The 16,860-nt window shown below is 66.4% G+C and carries 14 protein-coding genes; 5 read left to right on the top strand and 9 right to left on the bottom strand.

Annotated features, from left to right (window positions below):
• Positions 1-234: 234 nt before the first annotated feature.
• Both ispG and LH475_RS14585 read right to left on the bottom strand, forming a co-directional pair.
• Complete coding sequence (gene ispG, locus LH475_RS11210; protein ID WP_196845557.1) at positions 235-1,389, bottom strand: flavodoxin-dependent (E)-4-hydroxy-3-methylbut-2-enyl-diphosphate synthase; 1,155 nt, start codon at positions 1,387-1,389, stop codon at positions 235-237.
• Positions 1,390-1,459: 70 nt separating this feature from the next.
• Complete coding sequence (locus LH475_RS14585; RefSeq protein ID WP_366145598.1) at positions 1,460-3,556, bottom strand: alpha/beta hydrolase; 2,097 nt, start codon at positions 3,554-3,556, stop codon at positions 1,460-1,462.
• Between the two features lie 344 nt (positions 3,557-3,900).
• Here LH475_RS14585 and LH475_RS11195 point away from each other — a divergent pair, with 344 nt between their 5' ends.
• Positions 3,901-5,085, top strand: coding sequence for an acetyl-CoA C-acetyltransferase (locus LH475_RS11195; protein ID WP_297414063.1), 1,185 nt, complete (start codon positions 3,901-3,903; stop codon positions 5,083-5,085).
• Positions 5,086-5,775: 690 nt separating this feature from the next.
• Here LH475_RS11195 and LH475_RS11190 read toward each other — a convergent pair.
• From LH475_RS11190 to LH475_RS11180, 3 genes are all read right to left on the bottom strand, one after another.
• Positions 5,776-6,432: a response regulator transcription factor gene (locus tag LH475_RS11190; protein WP_196845555.1), complete on the bottom strand. Its 657-nt coding sequence runs from the start codon at positions 6,430-6,432 to the stop codon at positions 5,776-5,778.
• Positions 6,429-7,751 carry a sensor histidine kinase gene (locus tag LH475_RS11185; RefSeq protein WP_297414061.1) on the bottom strand — a complete coding sequence of 441 codons (1,323 nt, stop codon included), beginning with the start codon at positions 7,749-7,751 and terminating at the stop codon, positions 6,429-6,431. Before LH475_RS11185 ends, LH475_RS11190 begins: the two co-directional genes overlap by 4 nt.
• A 287-nt stretch (positions 7,752-8,038) precedes the next feature.
• Positions 8,039-9,418, bottom strand: coding sequence for a site-2 protease family protein (locus LH475_RS11180; protein ID WP_196845553.1), 1,380 nt, complete (start codon positions 9,416-9,418; stop codon positions 8,039-8,041).
• Positions 9,419-9,528: 110 nt separating this feature from the next.
• On the opposite strand from LH475_RS11180, the gene LH475_RS11175 reads away from it, so the two are divergent.
• Together LH475_RS11175 and LH475_RS11170 are read left to right on the top strand one after the other, a co-directional pair.
• On the top strand, positions 9,529-10,749 hold the full coding sequence (locus LH475_RS11175; protein ID WP_297414058.1) for a serine/threonine-protein kinase: 1,221 nt from the start codon (positions 9,529-9,531) through the stop codon (positions 10,747-10,749).
• A gap of 8 nt (positions 10,750-10,757) precedes the next feature.
• Positions 10,758-11,240, top strand: a complete 483-nt coding sequence (locus tag LH475_RS11170; protein ID WP_196845551.1) for a hypothetical protein — start codon at positions 10,758-10,760, stop codon at positions 11,238-11,240.
• A 6-nt stretch (positions 11,241-11,246) separates the two neighbouring features.
• Here the strand turns inward: LH475_RS11170 and dxr are convergent, their stop codons facing one another.
• Positions 11,247-12,329 carry a 1-deoxy-D-xylulose-5-phosphate reductoisomerase gene (gene dxr, locus LH475_RS11165; RefSeq protein ID WP_196845550.1) on the bottom strand — a complete coding sequence of 361 codons (1,083 nt, stop codon included), beginning with the start codon at positions 12,327-12,329 and terminating at the stop codon, positions 11,247-11,249.
• 215 nt (positions 12,330-12,544) lie between these two features.
• Here dxr and LH475_RS11160 point away from each other — a divergent pair, with 215 nt between their 5' ends.
• Both LH475_RS11160 and LH475_RS11155 read left to right on the top strand, forming a co-directional pair.
• On the top strand, positions 12,545-13,228 hold the full coding sequence (locus LH475_RS11160) for a lysophospholipid acyltransferase family protein (RefSeq protein ID WP_196845560.1): 684 nt from the start codon (positions 12,545-12,547) through the stop codon (positions 13,226-13,228).
• A 54-nt stretch (positions 13,229-13,282) separates the two neighbouring features.
• The gene (locus LH475_RS11155) at positions 13,283-14,629 is read left to right on the top strand and encodes an aminotransferase class III-fold pyridoxal phosphate-dependent enzyme (RefSeq protein ID WP_196845549.1); all 1,347 of its coding nucleotides are present in this window, start codon (positions 13,283-13,285) and stop codon (positions 14,627-14,629) included.
• A 98-nt stretch (positions 14,630-14,727) separates the two neighbouring features.
• Here the strand turns inward: LH475_RS11155 and LH475_RS11150 are convergent, their stop codons facing one another.
• The 3 genes from LH475_RS11150 to LH475_RS11140 all read right to left on the bottom strand — a co-directional run bounded on the left by LH475_RS11150 (position 14,728) and on the right by LH475_RS11140 (position 16,780).
• A complete protein-coding gene (locus LH475_RS11150; protein WP_297414055.1) occupies positions 14,728-15,807 on the bottom strand; it encodes a hypothetical protein in 1,080 nt (359 codons plus the stop codon).
• Positions 15,804-16,163, bottom strand: coding sequence for a PadR family transcriptional regulator (locus LH475_RS11145; RefSeq protein ID WP_196845547.1), 360 nt, complete (start codon positions 16,161-16,163; stop codon positions 15,804-15,806). The genes LH475_RS11150 and LH475_RS11145 overlap by 4 nt, the downstream gene beginning before the upstream one ends.
• A 134-nt stretch (positions 16,164-16,297) precedes the next feature.
• Positions 16,298-16,780 (bottom strand): OsmC family protein, encoded by a 483-nt coding sequence (locus LH475_RS11140; protein ID WP_196845546.1) that lies wholly within the window; start codon positions 16,778-16,780, stop codon positions 16,298-16,300.
• Positions 16,781-16,860: the final 80 nt, after the last annotated feature.

Raw genomic sequence — 16,860 nt, 5'->3', positions numbered from 1 at the left:
GGTACCACCACCACACCATCAACAGCAACGGCTGGAAAATCCGCATAACCAACGGAAGACCCCAACTCCTCGGCCCCCTCCTCTGGGACCCCACCCAAACCTGGCGACCCGCCCACAGCCACCGCGCCAACACCCCCAGCGCCAACACCCCCAGCCCAAAACCCCACTGGCGCACCTAACAGCCTGGCGCACCTAACAGACGTGTGCCCCATCGAGCCGGGCGACGTCGATCGGCTACTTCGCGCCGACAGAGACCGTGGGGCTACCGAGGGCTGCGGCTGGCATCTCGGCCGCGAGGCGGTTGGCCTCTTCGATGAGGGTGGCCACGATCTCGGACTCGGGCACGGTCTTGATGACCTCGCCGCGCACGAAGATCTGGCCCCTGCCGTTGCCGCTCGCGACACCGAGGTCGGCCTCACGGGCCTCGCCCGGTCCGTTGACGACGCAGCCCATGACGGCGACGCGCAACGGCACGGTCATACCCGCGAGCCCGTCGGTGACATCATTGGCGAGCTTGTAGACATCCACTTGGGCCCGGCCGCAGCTCGGGCACGAGACGATCTCAAGCTTGCGTTCGCGCAGGTTGAGCGACTGCAGAATCTGCAGGCCCACCTTGATCTCCTCGACCGGCGGGGCGCTCAGTGACACCCGAATGGTGTCACCGATGCCCTCACCGAGCAGAATGCCGAACGCGGTCGCGCTCTTGATAGTGCCCTGAAAGCTCGGTCCGGCCTCGGTCACACCGAGGTGCAACGGCCAGTCACCGCGTTCGGCGAGCAGACGGTAGGCCTTGACCATAATCACCGGGTCGTTGTGCTTGACCGAGATCTTGAAGTCGTGAAAATCGTGCTCTTCGAACAGGCTCGCCTCCCAGACGGCGCTCTCGACGAGCGCTTCGGGGGTGGCCTTGCCATATTTCTGCATGAGGCTCGGCTCGAGCGAACCGGCATTCACGCCGATGCGCAGACTCACGCCAGCGGCCTTCGCCGCAGCGGCGATCTTGCCAACCTGGTCGTCAAACTTACGAATGTTGCCGGGGTTCACACGCACGGCGGCGCAGCCGGCGTCGATCGCCGCGAACACATAGTTCGGCTGGAAGTGGATGTCCGCGATGACCGGAATCTGACTCTTCTTGGCAATGATCGACAGGGCCTCAGCGTCGTCACGCGTGGGCACCGCCACGCGCACGATGTCGCAGCCGGTCGCCGTGAGTTCGGCGATCTGCTGAAGCGTCGCGTTGATGTTTGTCGTCGGAGTAGTCGTCATCGATTGCACGCTCACCTGAGCATCGCCACCGACCAGGACCTTTCCGACCTTGATCTGACGGGATTTACGTCTGGGAGCGAGTACCTCAGGTACTTTAGGCATCCCCAAGTTGATAGCAGCCACACACCTAGCTTACGCGCCGAGCTGGGGCCGCAGCTGCGCGGCCCCGCCCATGCCTCACAGCGCTCCTGAACTACAGCGTGATCTGGTCGGGCGAGATCGGCTGCGTCGCCGACTGCTCGACTGCACGGTCGAATTGGGCGAGGAGGGCCTCCAGGAATGCGGCCGGGTGCTCCAGGTGCGGCGAGTGTCCACAGTCGACCAGTTCAAGCTCGGTCGTATCGCCGCCGCCCTGCTCGTAGGCGGCCAGCACGGCCCGAGTCTGCTGGATCATCGGCTGCGGCGGTGCCGCGTCGAGCCCGGGCCAGCCCGGAATCACGCCGAGCTGCCCGAGGAAGTTCAGGTCGAACAACGACGTGTCAGACACGATCACATCGTCGCTGCCATGCACCCACAGAATGGGTGGCTTGTCAGCGAGGTCGACGATGGCACTGGTGTTGAAGTAACGCGGCACCATTGTGTTGAGCACGCCGTTCGTGCCCGGGGCGAAACCGGGCCAGTTTGCCGAAGCGGATGCATCGCCCGGGTAGCTTCCGGGGCCGGTCGCGGTGGTGAGCATCGATTCAACCCACACGTCGTCGAACTCTGAACTGAACGGCGGCTTGACGTAGGCGGTCTGGTAAACGGTGCGCGGGCAGGTCTGCGCGTCGGCCGTGCGGTCGCCCGAGGCGAGCCGGGCAATGAAGTCCGGGTTGGCGCCACCGGCGCCGGCCCCGGCATCGTCGGGGGTGAGCCGCACACCCTCGGCTCCGCGGGTGCCACCGAAACCGTACGGCGAGACCGGTGCCACGAGGGTCACGGTTGAAACCTGTGCCGGGTGGTCGAGCAGAAACTGCATCAGCACTCCCCCGCCCATGCTCCAGCCAACGAAATGTGCCCGGTCAATACCGAGCTCGGTCAGCACCGATGCGACATCGTCGGCGAAGTCACCGAGGCCGCGTCTGGCATCGACCGGCAGCGTCTCGCTCGTTCCGAAGCCGCGCAGGTCGATCGCCAGGGCGCGTATGGTGCGCGGCAGGGCCAGCATCAGCGGCTGCCAGAACAACGACGACGACACGTTGCCGTGAATGAACACGACCGTGTCGGACGGGTTGGTGGCCGGTCGTTCGAGCACGCCGGCCTGGAGCCGAGCGGTGCTGATTGTGTGCTGGGTGATTCCGTCGAAAACGGTGTTCATCATGAGCGAAGTCCTCTCTGACTTCTCGGGATTTATCGTTGGTCGAGCTGGTCGTTGTTCGTTGGTCGAGCTGGTCGTTGTTCGTTGGTCGAGCTGGTCAGTGATGACGGATGCGACGTGCCCGGCTCCACGGTCGCTCATCACGATCGTGTAGTGGTTGACGCCGTCGACCTCGTGCCGGCGGAGGGCTGGCATCCGCTCGATTGCGGCATCGACAGCGGCCCGGTCGTAGAGGGCGGTCGACTCGTTCAGCAGACCCCGCGGTGCACGCAGAAAATCCATCGGCAGACACAGTTCCGCCAGGGCCTCCGCATACCCGTCAGACCCGTTCAGCTGCGTGACGTTCTCGGCGACGGCCTCCAGCCGGGCGGAGGGGTGCAGATTCGGCGCCGTGCCGTCGAGGTCGTAGTTCGCGAACGTGCCGACACGCTCAGACCAGTCCGTCGCAAAAGCCGGGTGCGCCCGCCAGAACTCGGCATAGGCATCGCGGCTCGCAAACGTTCGGGACAGACGCTCGGCGGCCGGGCCGAGCATGAGAAGCGGGTCAATGCCGTCTTCACGCAGAATCGGCAGGCCCCCGTCGACGAGCACGAGGGACTGAACCCGATCGGGGTGCAGGTGGGCGAGCCACACGGCGACGAACGCGCCCATCGAATGCCCGACCACGATGGCCCGATCAACCTCAAGAAAGTCCAGCACTGCCGCCAGGTCATCGGCATGCTGGCGCAGACCGTACGGCCCCGGCAGGTGGTTGCTGCGGGCGCGCCCGCGCAGATCGGGCGCGATCACCCGGGTGCCGGGCAGCTGCTCGGCCAGCCACGGCCAGGTCAGGTGCGAGGCGGTGATGCCGTGAACGGCCAGTACGGGCGTGCCAATGGTTTCGCCGGCACGCCACTGCCCACCATGCAGGCTGCCGCCCGAGATCGGCGCCTGAAACGCACGGTAGTCGTTAGTGCCGCCTCGGCTGCTGCCGGTCGTAATCCGATAAGTCATTGCCCCGCGTTTCTCATCGTCCCGCCCACCACCACCACAGCGAATGCCGCCGCCTGCACACCCGAGCGACGATGATGCCCCGGCGAGATGAGCCAGCTGAAGTCGCCGGCCTGCCCCGCCACTCGCGGCCCGGCATCTACCCCTCGTGAACGAGGAGCTGGGCTGCTGCCGAACCAGTGAACAGAAACGTGGGCCTGATTTCAGGTATAGGAAATCTCTTTGGTTTTGTCGGTACTGTCAAGGGGTAGCCGCCCCCGATGAAAAAAACACAGCCAGCAGTGACAAGCTGGTTCAGGGCGCGTTCTCGGTGAACGCCGGCTCAAAAAATTGACAAAGGAGTCCCGATGACCGAAATCGACGTCGTAATCTTGGCCGGTTCACGCACCCCGCAGGGTCGCGTGAACGGACAGCTCGCGAGCCTCACCGCCGTTGAGCTCGGGGCGGCAGCTATCGCCGGGGCGCTCGCGCGGGCCCACGTCGCGCCCGAACAGGTCGACTTCGTTCTGATGGGGCAGGTCTTGCAGGCCGGTTGCGGGCAGAACCCGGCCCGGCAGGCCGGCGTGGCCGCAGGCATCCCGTGGAACGTACCGGCAATGACCCTCAACAAGGTCTGCCTCTCGGGTCTCGCCGCGGTCATCGACGCCGCCCGCCTGGTGCGCCTCGGTGAAGCGGATGTCGTTGTCGCCGGTGGGCAGGAGTCCATGTCGCGGGCGCCGCACCTGCTGCCCGGTTCCCGCCAGGGCTGGGCCTACGGCACCGTGTCGGCGCTCGACCACGCCGCGCATGACGGTTTGTCAGATGCCTTCGATGGCCTCTCGATGGGGCTCTCGACCGAGAAGTCGATCGCCTCGCTCGGGCTCAGCCGCCTCGAGCAGGACGAGATCGCGGCCGCGTCCCACCAGCGGGCCGCGGCTGCCGAGGCTGCCGGCGTGTTCGAGGACGAGATCACCCCGCTGAGCGGGCAGCAGCGTCGAGGCGAGCCGCTGCTCATCTCAACCGACGAGGGCGTGCGCCCCGACAGTACCTCGGCGACGCTGGGCAAGCTGCGGCCGGCGTTCGACCCCGCCGGCGCGATCACGGCCGGCAACGCTGCCCCGCTCAGCGACGGCGCAAGCGCCGTCGTGGTCACCAGCCGCGCCTGGGCCGAGAAGCACGGGCTCAGCTGGCTCGCCGTGATCGAAGCCTCCGGCCAGGTCGCCGGGCCAGACAATTCCCTGCACTCGCAGCCGTCGAATGCCATCGCTCACGCCCTCGCACGTCAGGGCTGGTCGGCCAGTGACCTCGACCTGATCGAGATCAACGAGGCCTTTGCGGCAGTCGTCGCACAGTCGTCGAAGGATCTCGGCGTGACCAGTGACGTGGTCAACATCCACGGTGGCGGCATCGCCATCGGTCACCCGATCGGCTCTAGCGGCGGTCGCGTTGCGCTGCACGCAGCGCTCGAACTCGCGCGCCGCGGCAGCGGAAAAGCCGCGGTCGCCCTGTGTGGCGGGGGCGGCCAGGGCGAAGCACTGCTGCTCTCGCGCTAGGGATCGACGTCGAATGACCGGGCCCGTTGGGCATAGGTCAGTGATCACAGCAACGGCGCACCCGACGCGTAAGAGAACCAGGCGATCTGGTCGTAGAAGTGCCGGCTCATATCGTTGTCAAACACGGTCGGCGGCGAACCAATCCCGTTTCTGCGAATCGGCTGGTGTCGCCTGCCATCTGGGCGTGAGGTAACGACAGGCCCGCAGATTCTAGGTCTTGATCAACAGATTTGACGCGGTATTCGGTGGAACAACCTCGTCGAGAGCTGCGCGCAGACCGCCCAGACGCTGATCAACCTCGACGGGGACGTCGACTCGATCGGGTGATGGTGCGGGGCTGGCATGGAACACGTTCCTTCGAACTCGAGCTGTTCACTCGAGCCGTTTCGCCCAAGCTATTTCCGGGAGCACGCTTTTCCCGGCGCGCCGCGCCATCAATCCGTCCGGAAGATCCGCACGCCACAGGTACTCCCCGCGGCTCAGCTGGACGGCGCCTGCGGGCCCGGGCGGTTGGGGCGGAGTACGTCGAGGCGAGCGCGATATTCGATCTCGCCGATGTCGCCCTGGGCGAATCGCTCGGCAAGGATCTTTTCGGCGCTGCCGACGGCCTCCGCTCCCCCGGGCCAGCCGGGATGGCCGTCACCGCTGCGTATTCCGCGACGCCAGCGGCGGCCGAAGGGGGCATCGTCCTCAGCCGGTGCTGACCAGCCCGGCCTCATCGGCGACGATCACGAGTTGTACCCGGTCGCGGGCCGCGAGTTTGCTCATGATGCGCGACACGTGCGTCTTGGCGGTGAGCGGGCTGAGAAACAGCCGTGCACCGATCTCGGCGTTGGTCAGGCCACGGCCGACCAGGGCGAGCACCTCGCGTTCGCGATCAGTCAGGCTCGACAGCAGCGAGGCATCCGCTGCCACGCGCAGGCCAACAGCCATGCGTTCGAGAAGCCGCCGGGTCACGCCGGGCGAGAGCAGTCCATCGCCCGCGGCAACGACCCGCACCGCTCGAATCAGCTCGGTCGGTTCGGTGTCTTTCACGAGAAACCCGCTCGCCCCGGCCCGAATGGCCGGGGCGACATACTCGTCAAGCTCGAACGTCGTCACGATCACAATGTGGGTTGCGGCGTTCAGTGGGTCACCGGCGATCTGCTCGGTCGCCCACAAGCCGTCACCGTTCGGCATGCGGATGTCCATCAGCACGACGTCGGGGCGATGCCGGGTGACCTGGTCGACCGCTTCACGGCCGGTGCCGGCCTGGCCGACGACCGCAATGTCGGCCTCCGACTCAAGCAACGCGGCAAACCCCGCCCGAATCAGCTGCTGGTCGTCGGCGATCACCACCCGAATCATCGGGAACTCCAAAACGGAATGCGGGCCTCGATGCGCACGCCGCCGGCGCCACCGCGAGTGACCCACAGGCTGCCGCCGTTGAGCTCGGCGCGCTCGCGCATGCCGAGCAGTCCGCCGCCCGGCACGATCGGGCCATCCGGCGCCCGGCCGTCATCGGTCACCGTGATCAAATAGCTGCCCTGCTCAGGGCCGAGATAAACGGATGCCTTGCTCGCGTTCGCATGCCGCAGCACGTTGGTCAGTGCCTCCTGGCAGATTCGGTACAGGGCAAGCTGGGTCGCGGCGGGAGCCGCCTGGGGCGCATCGAGGGCGTCAACAAAATCGACCGTGAGGTGCTGCGCACGGAACGAATCTATCAGCGCGGGCAGCCCGGCCAGGTCGGGCTCCGGCGAGAGCGGCGCCTGGCCCTCATCGGCACCGGTCCGAAGAATCCCGAGCACCGTGCGCACCTCGTCGAGGGCATTCTTACTCGTGCTCTTGATGCTCGCAAGCGCCTCGGCCGCCTTCTCGGGCTGGCTATCGATCAGGTGCAGCCCGACCCCGGCCTGCACGTTGATCTGCGACAGGCTGTGCGCGAGCACGTCGTGCAATTCCCGGGCGATGCGCACCCGCTCGCGCTGCTCAGCGGACTGCCTTCGGGCATCCACTGTTCGACGCACCTCGGCAAAACGCTCGGTTCGAGAGCGGAGGCCCTCCCCGGCGCCCATGATCACCGCGAGCGCGAGCGTGGTGAACGCCACCCGCATCGGGTGCAGGCTGGGGCTGACGAGGCTCGCGGTGAGAATCGTCACGACCCAGACCGAGCCGACCGAGCTGTAGACCCAGACCCGGGCGCCGCGCACGATTCCGAGCACAATCGCGAAGACAAGTGCGATGGAGGGCACGCCGATGTCGGGCCGCACGAGCACGAGCGCGCCGGCCGCAGCGGCAATGACCAGGGTGACCGGGCCGGGAAACCGGCGGGCGACAACGAGGGCGAGGGGACCGATCAGGGCGAGTGCAACGGCGAGAAACCAGCCAGCCAGGGCCAGGCCGGGGCGGTCACCGAAGAACTCAAACGGCCTGTGGTGGCCGTCGAAGCCGCCCAGCATGTCGCCACCGGTGTCGCCAGAGCCGAAACCGGGGCCGCGCCGCCCTGGCCAGGCGAGAATCGCGACGGCAGGTACCTGCACGAGGAACGAGATGACGACGGGCAGCCAGAGCCGGGCCCGCCGCGGAATGCCGGAGCCGTGGCCGCCGGAGCCGGCCCGACCACCAGCATCCGGTCTGGGCCGGTCGGGGTCGTACCACGCTGCATCGGAATCCCAGTGTGGTGGCATGACTCGATGCTACTTGCGAAACATACCGCCGACATCCGCCCCCAGCTGGGGTCGGGCAGGCGGAGTACGCCGGTGGGAGTAGTGGGGTTGGGCCGGGCGTGCACCAAGGACAGGCAAGGGCGCACGGCGGAGAATACGCGTACTCGGCCCCGCGGCGGCCCCCACGAGCGAAAATCTTCGAGCCAACGACGTCGGCATGAACACAACTCATAGAATTTCGTTACGCGAGCCGCCCTGCCCGGGCCCGCACAATGAATCCCGGCATATTGGCCGCTTTTGCCGGGGAACTACCCGAAGAAATTGATCGGCTTGACAATGTCAGCGTAGATGAGCAACAGACTCATACCGCCGAGCAAAATCACGACCGCGAAGGTCAACGGCATGAGCTTGGCCATGTCGACCGGCCCCGGGTCTGGCCGTTTCAACAGCTTCGCGAAGAATCGACGGATGCCTTCCCACAGCGCCCCGGCAACGTGACCGCCGTCGAGTGGCAGTAGGGGTACGAGGTTGAACACGAACAGGGCAATATTGAGCGAGCCGAGAATGCCGAGCATGCTCGCGACCTTGGTCGCGACCGGGATCGTGTCGATGCTCGCGATTTCGCCGGCGACGCGACCGACACCGACCACGCTGATCGGACCGTTCAGGTCGCGCTCCCCCGGCCCGAACGCCGCATTGGCCACGGCCACGAGCCGGTCGGGCAGGTTGAGGATCATGTGCACGACGTTGACTATGTTGTCGCCGACCAGGGGCAACACGGCGGTCGCCGGCTGCGGCACGAGTTCGCCCGCCGCTCCAATACCGACGAAACCAACCTCCTCGGTGACCAAAGCGCCGGAGGCATCCGTTTTGATCTTGTTGGCGTCGGTGTACGCGTTACGTTGGGTGAGTTTGGGGGTGAGGGTGAGATTCACGTTCGCCCCGGCACGTTCCACGACCACCGCGAGGGTCTGCCCGGGCGACGTTCGGATGATGTCGGTCGACTGCTTCCAGCTCGTGATGGCTGTTCCGCCGATGCTGACCAGTCGATCGCCGGGCTGCAGTCCCGCGGCAGCACCGGGCGAGGCTTCATCGGTGGCGGCGCAGGCCTGTCGGTCGCTCGATGCGGGCAGCACGCACTCGCTCACGCTGCCGACAGTCGTGCTGATCTGCGCCGTGCCGAACCCCATGAGCAAAATGGCGAACATCACGATCGCGATGAGCAGGTTCATGGTCGGCCCGCCGAGCATGATGACCACGCGCTTGTAGACGGGCAATTGGTAGAACGCGCGGTGGTCTTCGCCCTCGCCGATCGTCTCCGCACTGGCCCGGCGGGCGTCGTCGACCATGGTCGACAGGGCGCTCGTTTTCTTCTCCGGCGCACCCTCCTGCACCATCTGATCGAAGAAACCGGTGGTGGTGCTGCGGGGAGCTCCGCCCTTCTTGGAGGGTGGAAACATACCGATCATGGCAATGTAGCCGCCCAGAGGAAGGGCCTTGACGCCGTACTCCGTCTCGCCCTTCGTGCGCGACCAGATCGTGGGCCCGAAGCCGATCATGTACTGGGTTACCTTGACGCCGAACAGTTTTGCGGGCACGAGGTGGCCGATTTCGTGCAGGCCGATCGACACGGCCAGCCCCACGACCATAATCGCGACGCCCAGAATGAACAGCAGTACGGTTTCCACAGTCGTAGAGTAACCGCATCAAGCTGCAAAGCGGCTGGCCGTGCGGGCCGATCCCCCCGATTAGGAAGCGCATGTGGTTTGCTAGAGAGCGGACGCACCTGGAGGTGCCCTTGACTTACGAACCTGTTCCCACGCAGCAGCTGCCCGCGCTATCGCCACAGCCACTCGGCCCGGTCGGCAGCCTGTTAGCCGACCGTTTTCTGGTCGAGAGCCTGATCGGCACCGGGGGGATGGCATCCGTTTACCGCGCGACGGACACCGCGCTCGGCCGCACCGTGGCCGTCAAACTGTTTCGCGCCGACGGTGGCGCCTCCGAGCCCGAACGTCAGAGCGGTGAGATCGCCCTGCTCGCGAGCCTGAACCATTTCGCGCTGGTCACCCTGTTCGACGCCGGTACCACCAGTGATGCTGGCGCCCCGCGCACGTTCATCGTGATGGAACTCGTCGACGGCCCCGACTTGCGTACGCGCATCGCAGAAGGCCCGCTGCTGCCAAGCCTTGATGTGGCCGAGATGGGCGCCGATCTTGCCGAGGCGCTGCACTACGTGCACGAGCAGGGCATCATTCACCGTGACGTCAAGCCGGCCAACGTTCTGCTCGCGCCCTCCGGCTTTCCGGGCCGCAGCGTGCACGCCAAGCTCGCCGATTTCGGCATTGCCCGGTTGCTCGATGAGACCCGGCTCACGGCGACCGGGTCTCTTCTCGGCACGGCGAGCTATCTCAGCCCGGAACAGGCCCTCGGTGGTGCCATCGGTGCGCCAACGGATGTCTATTCGCTCGGCCTCGTTCTGCTCGAGTGCCTTACCGGGCTGCGCGCGTACCCGGGAACAGCCGTGGAATCGGCGATGGCTCGGCTGCAGCGACAGCCCGAGATCCCGAGCGAGCTCGACCGGGACTGGGCTGCGATACTGCGCTCGATGACCGCCCGCGACGCCGCCGACCGGCCGACCGCCGCCGAGGCAGCTCTGCAGCTGCGCGCGCTGGCCACCGGCAACCCGGAGACCGACGCACCCACCCTGCTGTTGCCGACGAGTGCCCTCAGCGACGCCGCACCGACTGAAATTCTGACGAAGGAACCGGCACCGCAGCCCAAGCCAGCAACGGCGGCTATCTCCTGGAAGCAGACCGGGACCAAGCCCGTACCGGCAGCACGCAACCGCGCGGCCATCTTCTGGATCGTAGCGGCCGCCCTCGTTGTCACGGCGATCGTTCTCGGTGCGCTGCTCCTGCGCGGCGGCGACGAGCCGGCAGTGGTTCCGCCGAACTATCCGGCGGTCGACGGCACCCTCGGAACGCATCTCGAACAGCTACAGAAAAGCGTGAACCCGTGAATCGACGTATGCGCAATCGCCTGACCGTGACCGTCTCCGGACTACTCCTGCTGCTGCCGCTGGCCGGCTGCGCTGCCGAGCCGGTCGACCTGCACGCTTCCACGGCCAAGAATCTGCAGGCCGCGATGCTCGACATCACCGAGGCGGCCGCGGCCGGCGACTTCGGCGACGCCCAGTCGCTCCTGACCCACATGCAGGCCAACCTGCGCACCGCGGCCGCAGCTGGCCAGGTGAGCGCCGAACGGTCGGCGTCGATCCAGTCCGCCATCAACCTGGTCAGTGCCGATCTGACGGTGGAGATCGACGCAGCCGCGGTGGCCGCCGCAGCCGCTGCTCAGGAGGTCGCCGACGCGGCGGCCCTCGCCAAGGAACAGAACGCCGAGGACCGCGCCGATGATGCCAAAGACGCGGCCGAAGAGGCCGCCCAGAAGGCGCGCGATGCCCGCGAGGAGTGCCGCAAGGACAAGGACAGAGTCGGCGAATGCAACTAGGGTGCGTCAGCCTGCGCGTATGAGCCGATCGGCGGCGGCCCGAGCCCAGCGCTCGGCCTCAGCGAGCGACTCCCGGGTGAGCGCACCGTCGTGTTCGTGGGATTCGACCACGTGCAACACCGTGTCGACGATGTCCAGAAAGCCGATGCTCCCGGCGTGGAAAGCCGCAACGGCCTGCTCGTTGGCTGCGTTGAACACCGCCGGATAGGTGCCGCCCCTGCGGCCGACCTTCTTGGCCAGTTCGACCGCGGGAAAGGCCGCGTCGTCGAGCGGTTCGAAGGTCCAGCTGTGCGGCACGGTCCAGTCGATCGGGGTGCCGACCGCGGCAACCCGATTCGGCCAGTCCAACCCGAGCGAGATCGGCAGCCGCATGTCGGGCGGGCTGGCCTGCGCGATGGTCGACCCGTCGACGAATTCAACCATCGAGTGCACCACGGATTGCGGGTGCACGACGGCGTCGATACGGTCGTATTCCACGTCGAACAGCAGGTGTGCCTCAATGATCTCCAGGCCCTTGTTCACGAGGGTGGCAGAGTTGGTGGTCACCACGAGTCCCATGTTCCAGGTCGGGTGGGCGAGGGCCTGAGCGGGGGTCACCCGGGCGAGCTGCTCCCGGGTGAAACCGCGAAACGGCCCACCGGATGCCGTCAGCACGAGTCGACGCACCTCATGCTGGGTTCCCGCGAGCAAGGCCTGGGCGATGGCGGAGTGTTCGGAGTCGACGGGCACAATCTGCCCGGGCGCAGCGAGCGATTTGACCAGGTCGCCACCGACAATGAGCGACTCCTTATTGGCCAGGGCCAGGGTACGTCCGGCTTTCAGCGCAGCGAGCGTCGGTCCAAGGCCGACCGACCCGGTGATGCCGTTGAGCACGACGTCGGCGTCGACGTCCCGCACGAGCTGCTCGGCAGCATCCGCTCCCAAGGCGGTGTACTCGACCTGAAAGTCAAGCGCCTGCGCATCGAGAAGTTCGCGGTTGCTGCCGGCCGCCAGACCGACCACCTCGAACCGTTCGGGGTTTGCACGGATGACGTCGAGGGCCTGGGTTCCGATCGAGCCCGTAGACCCGAGGATGATTACTCTCTGCACCTCTCCATGCTACGTGCACGCCACGAGTGGCGTAGTGTCAACGAGTGACCGGTGCCAGAGCAGAACCCGACGACAATGATGCAACCGTCACCAGAGACAGCGATTCCGCAGCCGTCTTTGCCGACGGCGCTGCCGACGCCTCCTCCGCAGACCTACCCGACGATCGGGAGCGCGTGAAGCGGCCCGGTTTCGTCTACTTTCTCGGCTACGGCATCATGGCGCCCGTCGCCCGCATTGTGTTTCGCCCACGCATCCTCGGCCGCGAGAATATCCCGGCCACCGGCCGCGTGATTCTGGCGAGCAATCACCTTTCCTTCATCGACAGCATCGTCATTCCGCTCGTCGCCACCCGGCGGGTGCAGTTTCTGGCCAAGTCGACCTACTTCACCGGGACCGGCTTCACCGGCTGGGTCTCGCGCACCTTCTTCACCGCGATCGGCGCGATCGGCGTGGAACGCGGCGCCGGGCAGGCCGCGCAGGCGGCCCTCGATGAGGGCCGCGCAGTGCTCGACGCCGAGGGTGCCTTCGCGATCTACCCGGAGGGTACCCGCTCACTGGACGGCCGCCTCTACAAGGGCCGAACCGGTGTCGCCTGGCTCGCCCTCACCACGGGTGCCGTGGTCGTTCCGGTCGGACTTATCGGCACGCAGGAAATTCAGCCGGTGGGCACCAAGGTGCCCCGCATTCGCAAGGTCACCGTGAGCTTCGGCGAACCGCTCGACCTCAGCCACCACGGCCAGGCAACGTCGGGCAAGGCCCGCCGCCAGGCAACGGATGAGATCATGGCGGCCATTCACGGCCTGTCCGGCCAGGAATTAGCCCATGCCTACAACGAATCCCCGCCGGTCGGCACCCTTAATCGCCTCGCCCATCGGGTCTTTCCGCGCGAACGCCTGTAGCGACAAGGATCTGCTACGGTCGGCGGGCCCAGCCAACAGTCATAGGCTGGATCAATGACTGCAACGTATTCGGTGCCCCAGCAACGCAAGCTCGTGACGGCTCTTCCCGGCCCCAAGTCGGTTGAGCTGCAGGCCAGGCGGGAGAAGACGGTGGCCCGCGGCGCCGGAACCCTCGCCAACATCTATATGGACCGCGGCGCGGGAGCCATCCTGGTCGACGTTGACGGCAACCAGATCATTGACCTCGGCTGCGGCATTGGGGTGACCACGATCGGTCACGCGCATCCGGAGGTCGCGGCGGCAGCATCCGCTCAGGCAGCGAAGCTGACCCACACCCTGTTCACCGTCACTCCCTACGAGAACTACGTTGCCGTTGCCGAGAAACTGGCCGAGATCACCCCCGGCGACTTTGAAAAGCACTCGGTTCTCGTCAACACCGGCGCGGAAGCGGTGGAGAACGCGGTGAAAATCGCCCGCAAGTTCACCGGGCGCCGGGCAATCGTGGCCCTCGACCATGCCTTTCACGGCCGTACCAACCTGACCATGACGATGACGTACCGGCCTTGGCCGGAACGCGCCGGAATGGGCCCGTTCCCCGGCGAAATCTACAGCGTGCCGACGAGCTACCCGTTCCGCGATGGTTTGAGCGGTCTCGAAGCGGCCGAGAAGACCATCGACTACATCAACACCCACATCGGGGCGACCGAGATCGCGGCGTTCTTCGTCGAGCCGATTCAGGGCGACGGCGGCATCGTCATCCCCGCACCCGGCTACTTCACGCGCATTCGAGAATTCTGCACGGAGAACGGCATCCTCTTCGTTGCCGATGAGGTTCAGGCCGGCATCGCCCGCACCGGTGTCTGGTGCTCGATCGAGCACCACGACGTCGTGCCCGACCTCGTCACCACGGCCAAGGGTATTGCCGGCGGCTTTCCGCTCGCCGCCGTCACCGGCCGCGCCGATATCATGGATTCGGTGCAGCCCGGCGGCATCGGCGGCACCTTCGGTGGCAACCCGGTCTCGACCGCAGCCGCCCTCGCGGTGTTCAACCTGATCGAGCGCGACAACCTGCTCGGCGAAGCGCAGCGGGTCGAGGCTGCACTGTGGGCACGCATCGGCGACTGGGCCGAGAAGTTCTCCATCGTCGGCGAGGTGCGCGGCAAGGGTGCGATGTTCGGCGTCGAACTCGTGCACCCCGGCACCAAGAAGCCCTACCCGGAGGCGCTCACCGCCGTCATCAAGCACGCGACCACGAACGGTGTCATCGCGCTGGATGCCGGCAGCTGGGATTCCGTGCTGCGCATCATGCCGTCCCTCGTGATCTCCGACGAACTCATCGACGACGCCGCGACAGTGCTCGAAGAGGCCCTCACCGCCCTCGTCGCCGCCTACCCCGCGTAGTCACCCCGCCACGATCCCGTCGGTGATGTCGACCGACTGGGTCGGCAGGGCAATGGCCGACGGACTGATGACGACCAGCGCACCGGCGGACTCGCGCATCATTGTCCCGCCGCCGGCGCGGTGGATGCTGTCGGCCCGGGTGCCGGCTCCCCCGCCTCGGGCACCTCGACGAGCGGCTGCACCTGGGCGAACGGAAACGGCGCTGGTACGGCATCCGCTTGGTAGACCTGTCCAAGAGAATCGAAGGTGTAGTCGATGTCCGTTGACGACACCCGGCGCAGCGGGAACACGTTCCAGCCGCTGCCGCCCGGCACCATTTGGCTCGGCACGACCATGTCCTGCTCGCCGGCCGCATCAAACTGGGGCAGATAGTGCGTGTCGGCCGGGTCGTTGACCACGTTGAGCGCACGCCCGTTCTGGTCGAACAGCTGCACGTCGGTGAGCGGCTGACCGTCGGCGTCATAGGCGAATACGTTGGTCACCTCCTGGCCGTTCTGCATGAGTCCCGGTGCGATGTACGGGTTGTGGTCCTCGACCGCGCTGTTCTGCGCGCTGGCTTGATGCGCCGTGACAATCAGCACCAACGGCAGCGCGAAGACCGTGCACACACTGGCCACGGTGCGAAATCCGGAAAGCCAGCGCCAGGGCAGCCACCGGCCGCGACCCCATTGCACGCTCAGAATCACGAAGGCCACGAGCACGAGCCAGCGCACCGGATCGGATGGCACTGTGCTGATCGCGCCTCCCAAAAAAATCTCCGCGACCACATAGACGACCCAGCCGCGCACGACCCACCACAACGGGCGCAACACGACCAGAAAGTCGAGCAGTTGGCTGCCGGCCGCACTCGAGCGGATGCGCCGGGTGGCACCGGCTCGCATCGCACCGGTCCGGGTGCGCAGCCGTCGCAGCCGCGACACCCGAACTGTGGGCGCCACTCCCCGCACGGGAAGCCCGGCGGCAGTGCGTAACTCGTCGGCGTAGACGACAGGATCGCCCAGCTCGCAGTCGGACGCAGCGGCGTCGGCAGCATAGAAATCGGCGGCCTGCTCCGTCAGGTCGGCCTCGAGGCCGTCGGTGAGGTCGTCGACATCGTCGATCGGTAGATCGTTCAGGGCTGCTCGCACGGCCAAAGCGAAGTCACGAATGGACCGGGTGGTGGTGGCGGTGTCGCTCATGAGTTGTCGCCGATCGTGCGTAGGTGAACGGTGGGTAGCGGCTTCTCGAGCAGCAGAGTGAGGGTGTCGGCGAAGTGGGTCCAGTTCGCGCGCTGTTCGGCGAGCATGGCTCGGCCGTGCGGGTTCATTCCGTAGTACTTGCGGTGCGGTCCGCCGTCCGAGGGGACGACGTAGCTCGACAGCGCCCCGGCGCTGTACAACCGACGCAGGGTGCCGTAGACCGAGGCATCCCCGACCTGATCGAGCCCGGCGGCGCGCAAGCGGCGCACAATGTCATAGCCATAGCCGTCGTCGTCGACGATCACGGCCAGGACGGCCATATCGAGCACCCCCTTGAGTAACTGGGTGGTATCCATCGCATCCCCTTCGATCGGTCTGGGCGTCCACGTGCGCCTTCAACGGATCCCACACTACTATGTAAACCGCACTACCACGTCAAGCGTAACGGGGTCAGTCCTCGCCGAGCCGTGAGTTGGGGAGCGTTACGCCGTTAGATGGTGGTGACCGGTTCGTGTCCGACCGGAAAGTTCATCGACGCTCCGATGAAACACTCACGAGCTGCCTCGGCGTGCAGTGACTGCGCGAGCTCCACCTGGTTCGGGTCGGAGATGGTGACCCGGGGGTGCATGGTAACCGAGACGAAGCGGCCACCGCCGCCCGAATGTTGTTTCATGACGCCAGCCGCGGCATCCGCATAGGCCGTGACGACGATGCCATGGCGCACGGCGACGTGCAGGTAGGACAGCATGTGGCACTGACTGAGGGCGGCCAGCAGCAGCTCCTCGGGATTCCACCGTTCGGCGTTGCCGTGAAAAGTCGGGTCGGCCGAGGCTTGGATGACTGCTTTCTCAGCTGCACCCCTCCCGGTCGGCGTGATCGTGTGCTCCCGGCCGTACTCGCGATAGTTGCTCGTTCCGGTTCCGCGATTGCCGGTCCATTCGATCTGCACCGCGTAATTGTGTTCGCCGATCATGGCTCCCCCTTGAATCTGTGGTGTCCTCAAGATTCTCGCACCCCAACCCACGCGCCACGATGGATCGACACAGTTAGGAA

Source organism: Cryobacterium sp. (genome assembly GCF_026786305.1).
Lineage (GTDB): Bacteria > Actinomycetota > Actinomycetes > Actinomycetales > Microbacteriaceae > Cryobacterium.
Note: the sequence above shows the minus strand (reverse complement) of the source record. Positions and strands in the feature narration are given on the sequence as shown.

What these genes read in the sequence shown, in the direction of transcription:
- LH475_RS14585 (WP_366145598.1), bottom strand. Translation starts at nt 3,556, where the DNA reads ATGACTTATCGGATTACGACCGGCAGCAGCCGAGGCGGCACTAACGAC.
- LH475_RS11195 (WP_297414063.1), top strand. Translation starts at nt 3,901, where the DNA reads ATGACCGAAATCGACGTCGTAATCTTGGCCGGTTCACGCACCCCGCAG.
- LH475_RS11190 (WP_196845555.1), bottom strand. Translation starts at nt 6,432, where the DNA reads ATGATTCGGGTGGTGATCGCCGACGACCAGCAGCTGATTCGGGCGGGG.
- LH475_RS11185 (WP_297414061.1), bottom strand. Translation starts at nt 7,751, where the DNA reads ATGCCACCACACTGGGATTCCGATGCAGCGTGGTACGACCCCGACCGG.
- LH475_RS11170 (WP_196845551.1), top strand. Translation starts at nt 10,758, where the DNA reads ATGCGCAATCGCCTGACCGTGACCGTCTCCGGACTACTCCTGCTGCTG.
- LH475_RS11160 (WP_196845560.1), top strand. Translation starts at nt 12,545, where the DNA reads ATGGCGCCCGTCGCCCGCATTGTGTTTCGCCCACGCATCCTCGGCCGC.
- LH475_RS11155 (WP_196845549.1), top strand. Translation starts at nt 13,283, where the DNA reads ATGACTGCAACGTATTCGGTGCCCCAGCAACGCAAGCTCGTGACGGCT.
- LH475_RS11150 (WP_297414055.1), bottom strand. Translation starts at nt 15,807, where the DNA reads ATGAGCGACACCGCCACCACCACCCGGTCCATTCGTGACTTCGCTTTG.
- LH475_RS11145 (WP_196845547.1), bottom strand. Translation starts at nt 16,163, where the DNA reads ATGGATACCACCCAGTTACTCAAGGGGGTGCTCGATATGGCCGTCCTG.
- LH475_RS11140 (WP_196845546.1), bottom strand. Translation starts at nt 16,780, where the DNA reads ATGATCGGCGAACACAATTACGCGGTGCAGATCGAATGGACCGGCAAT.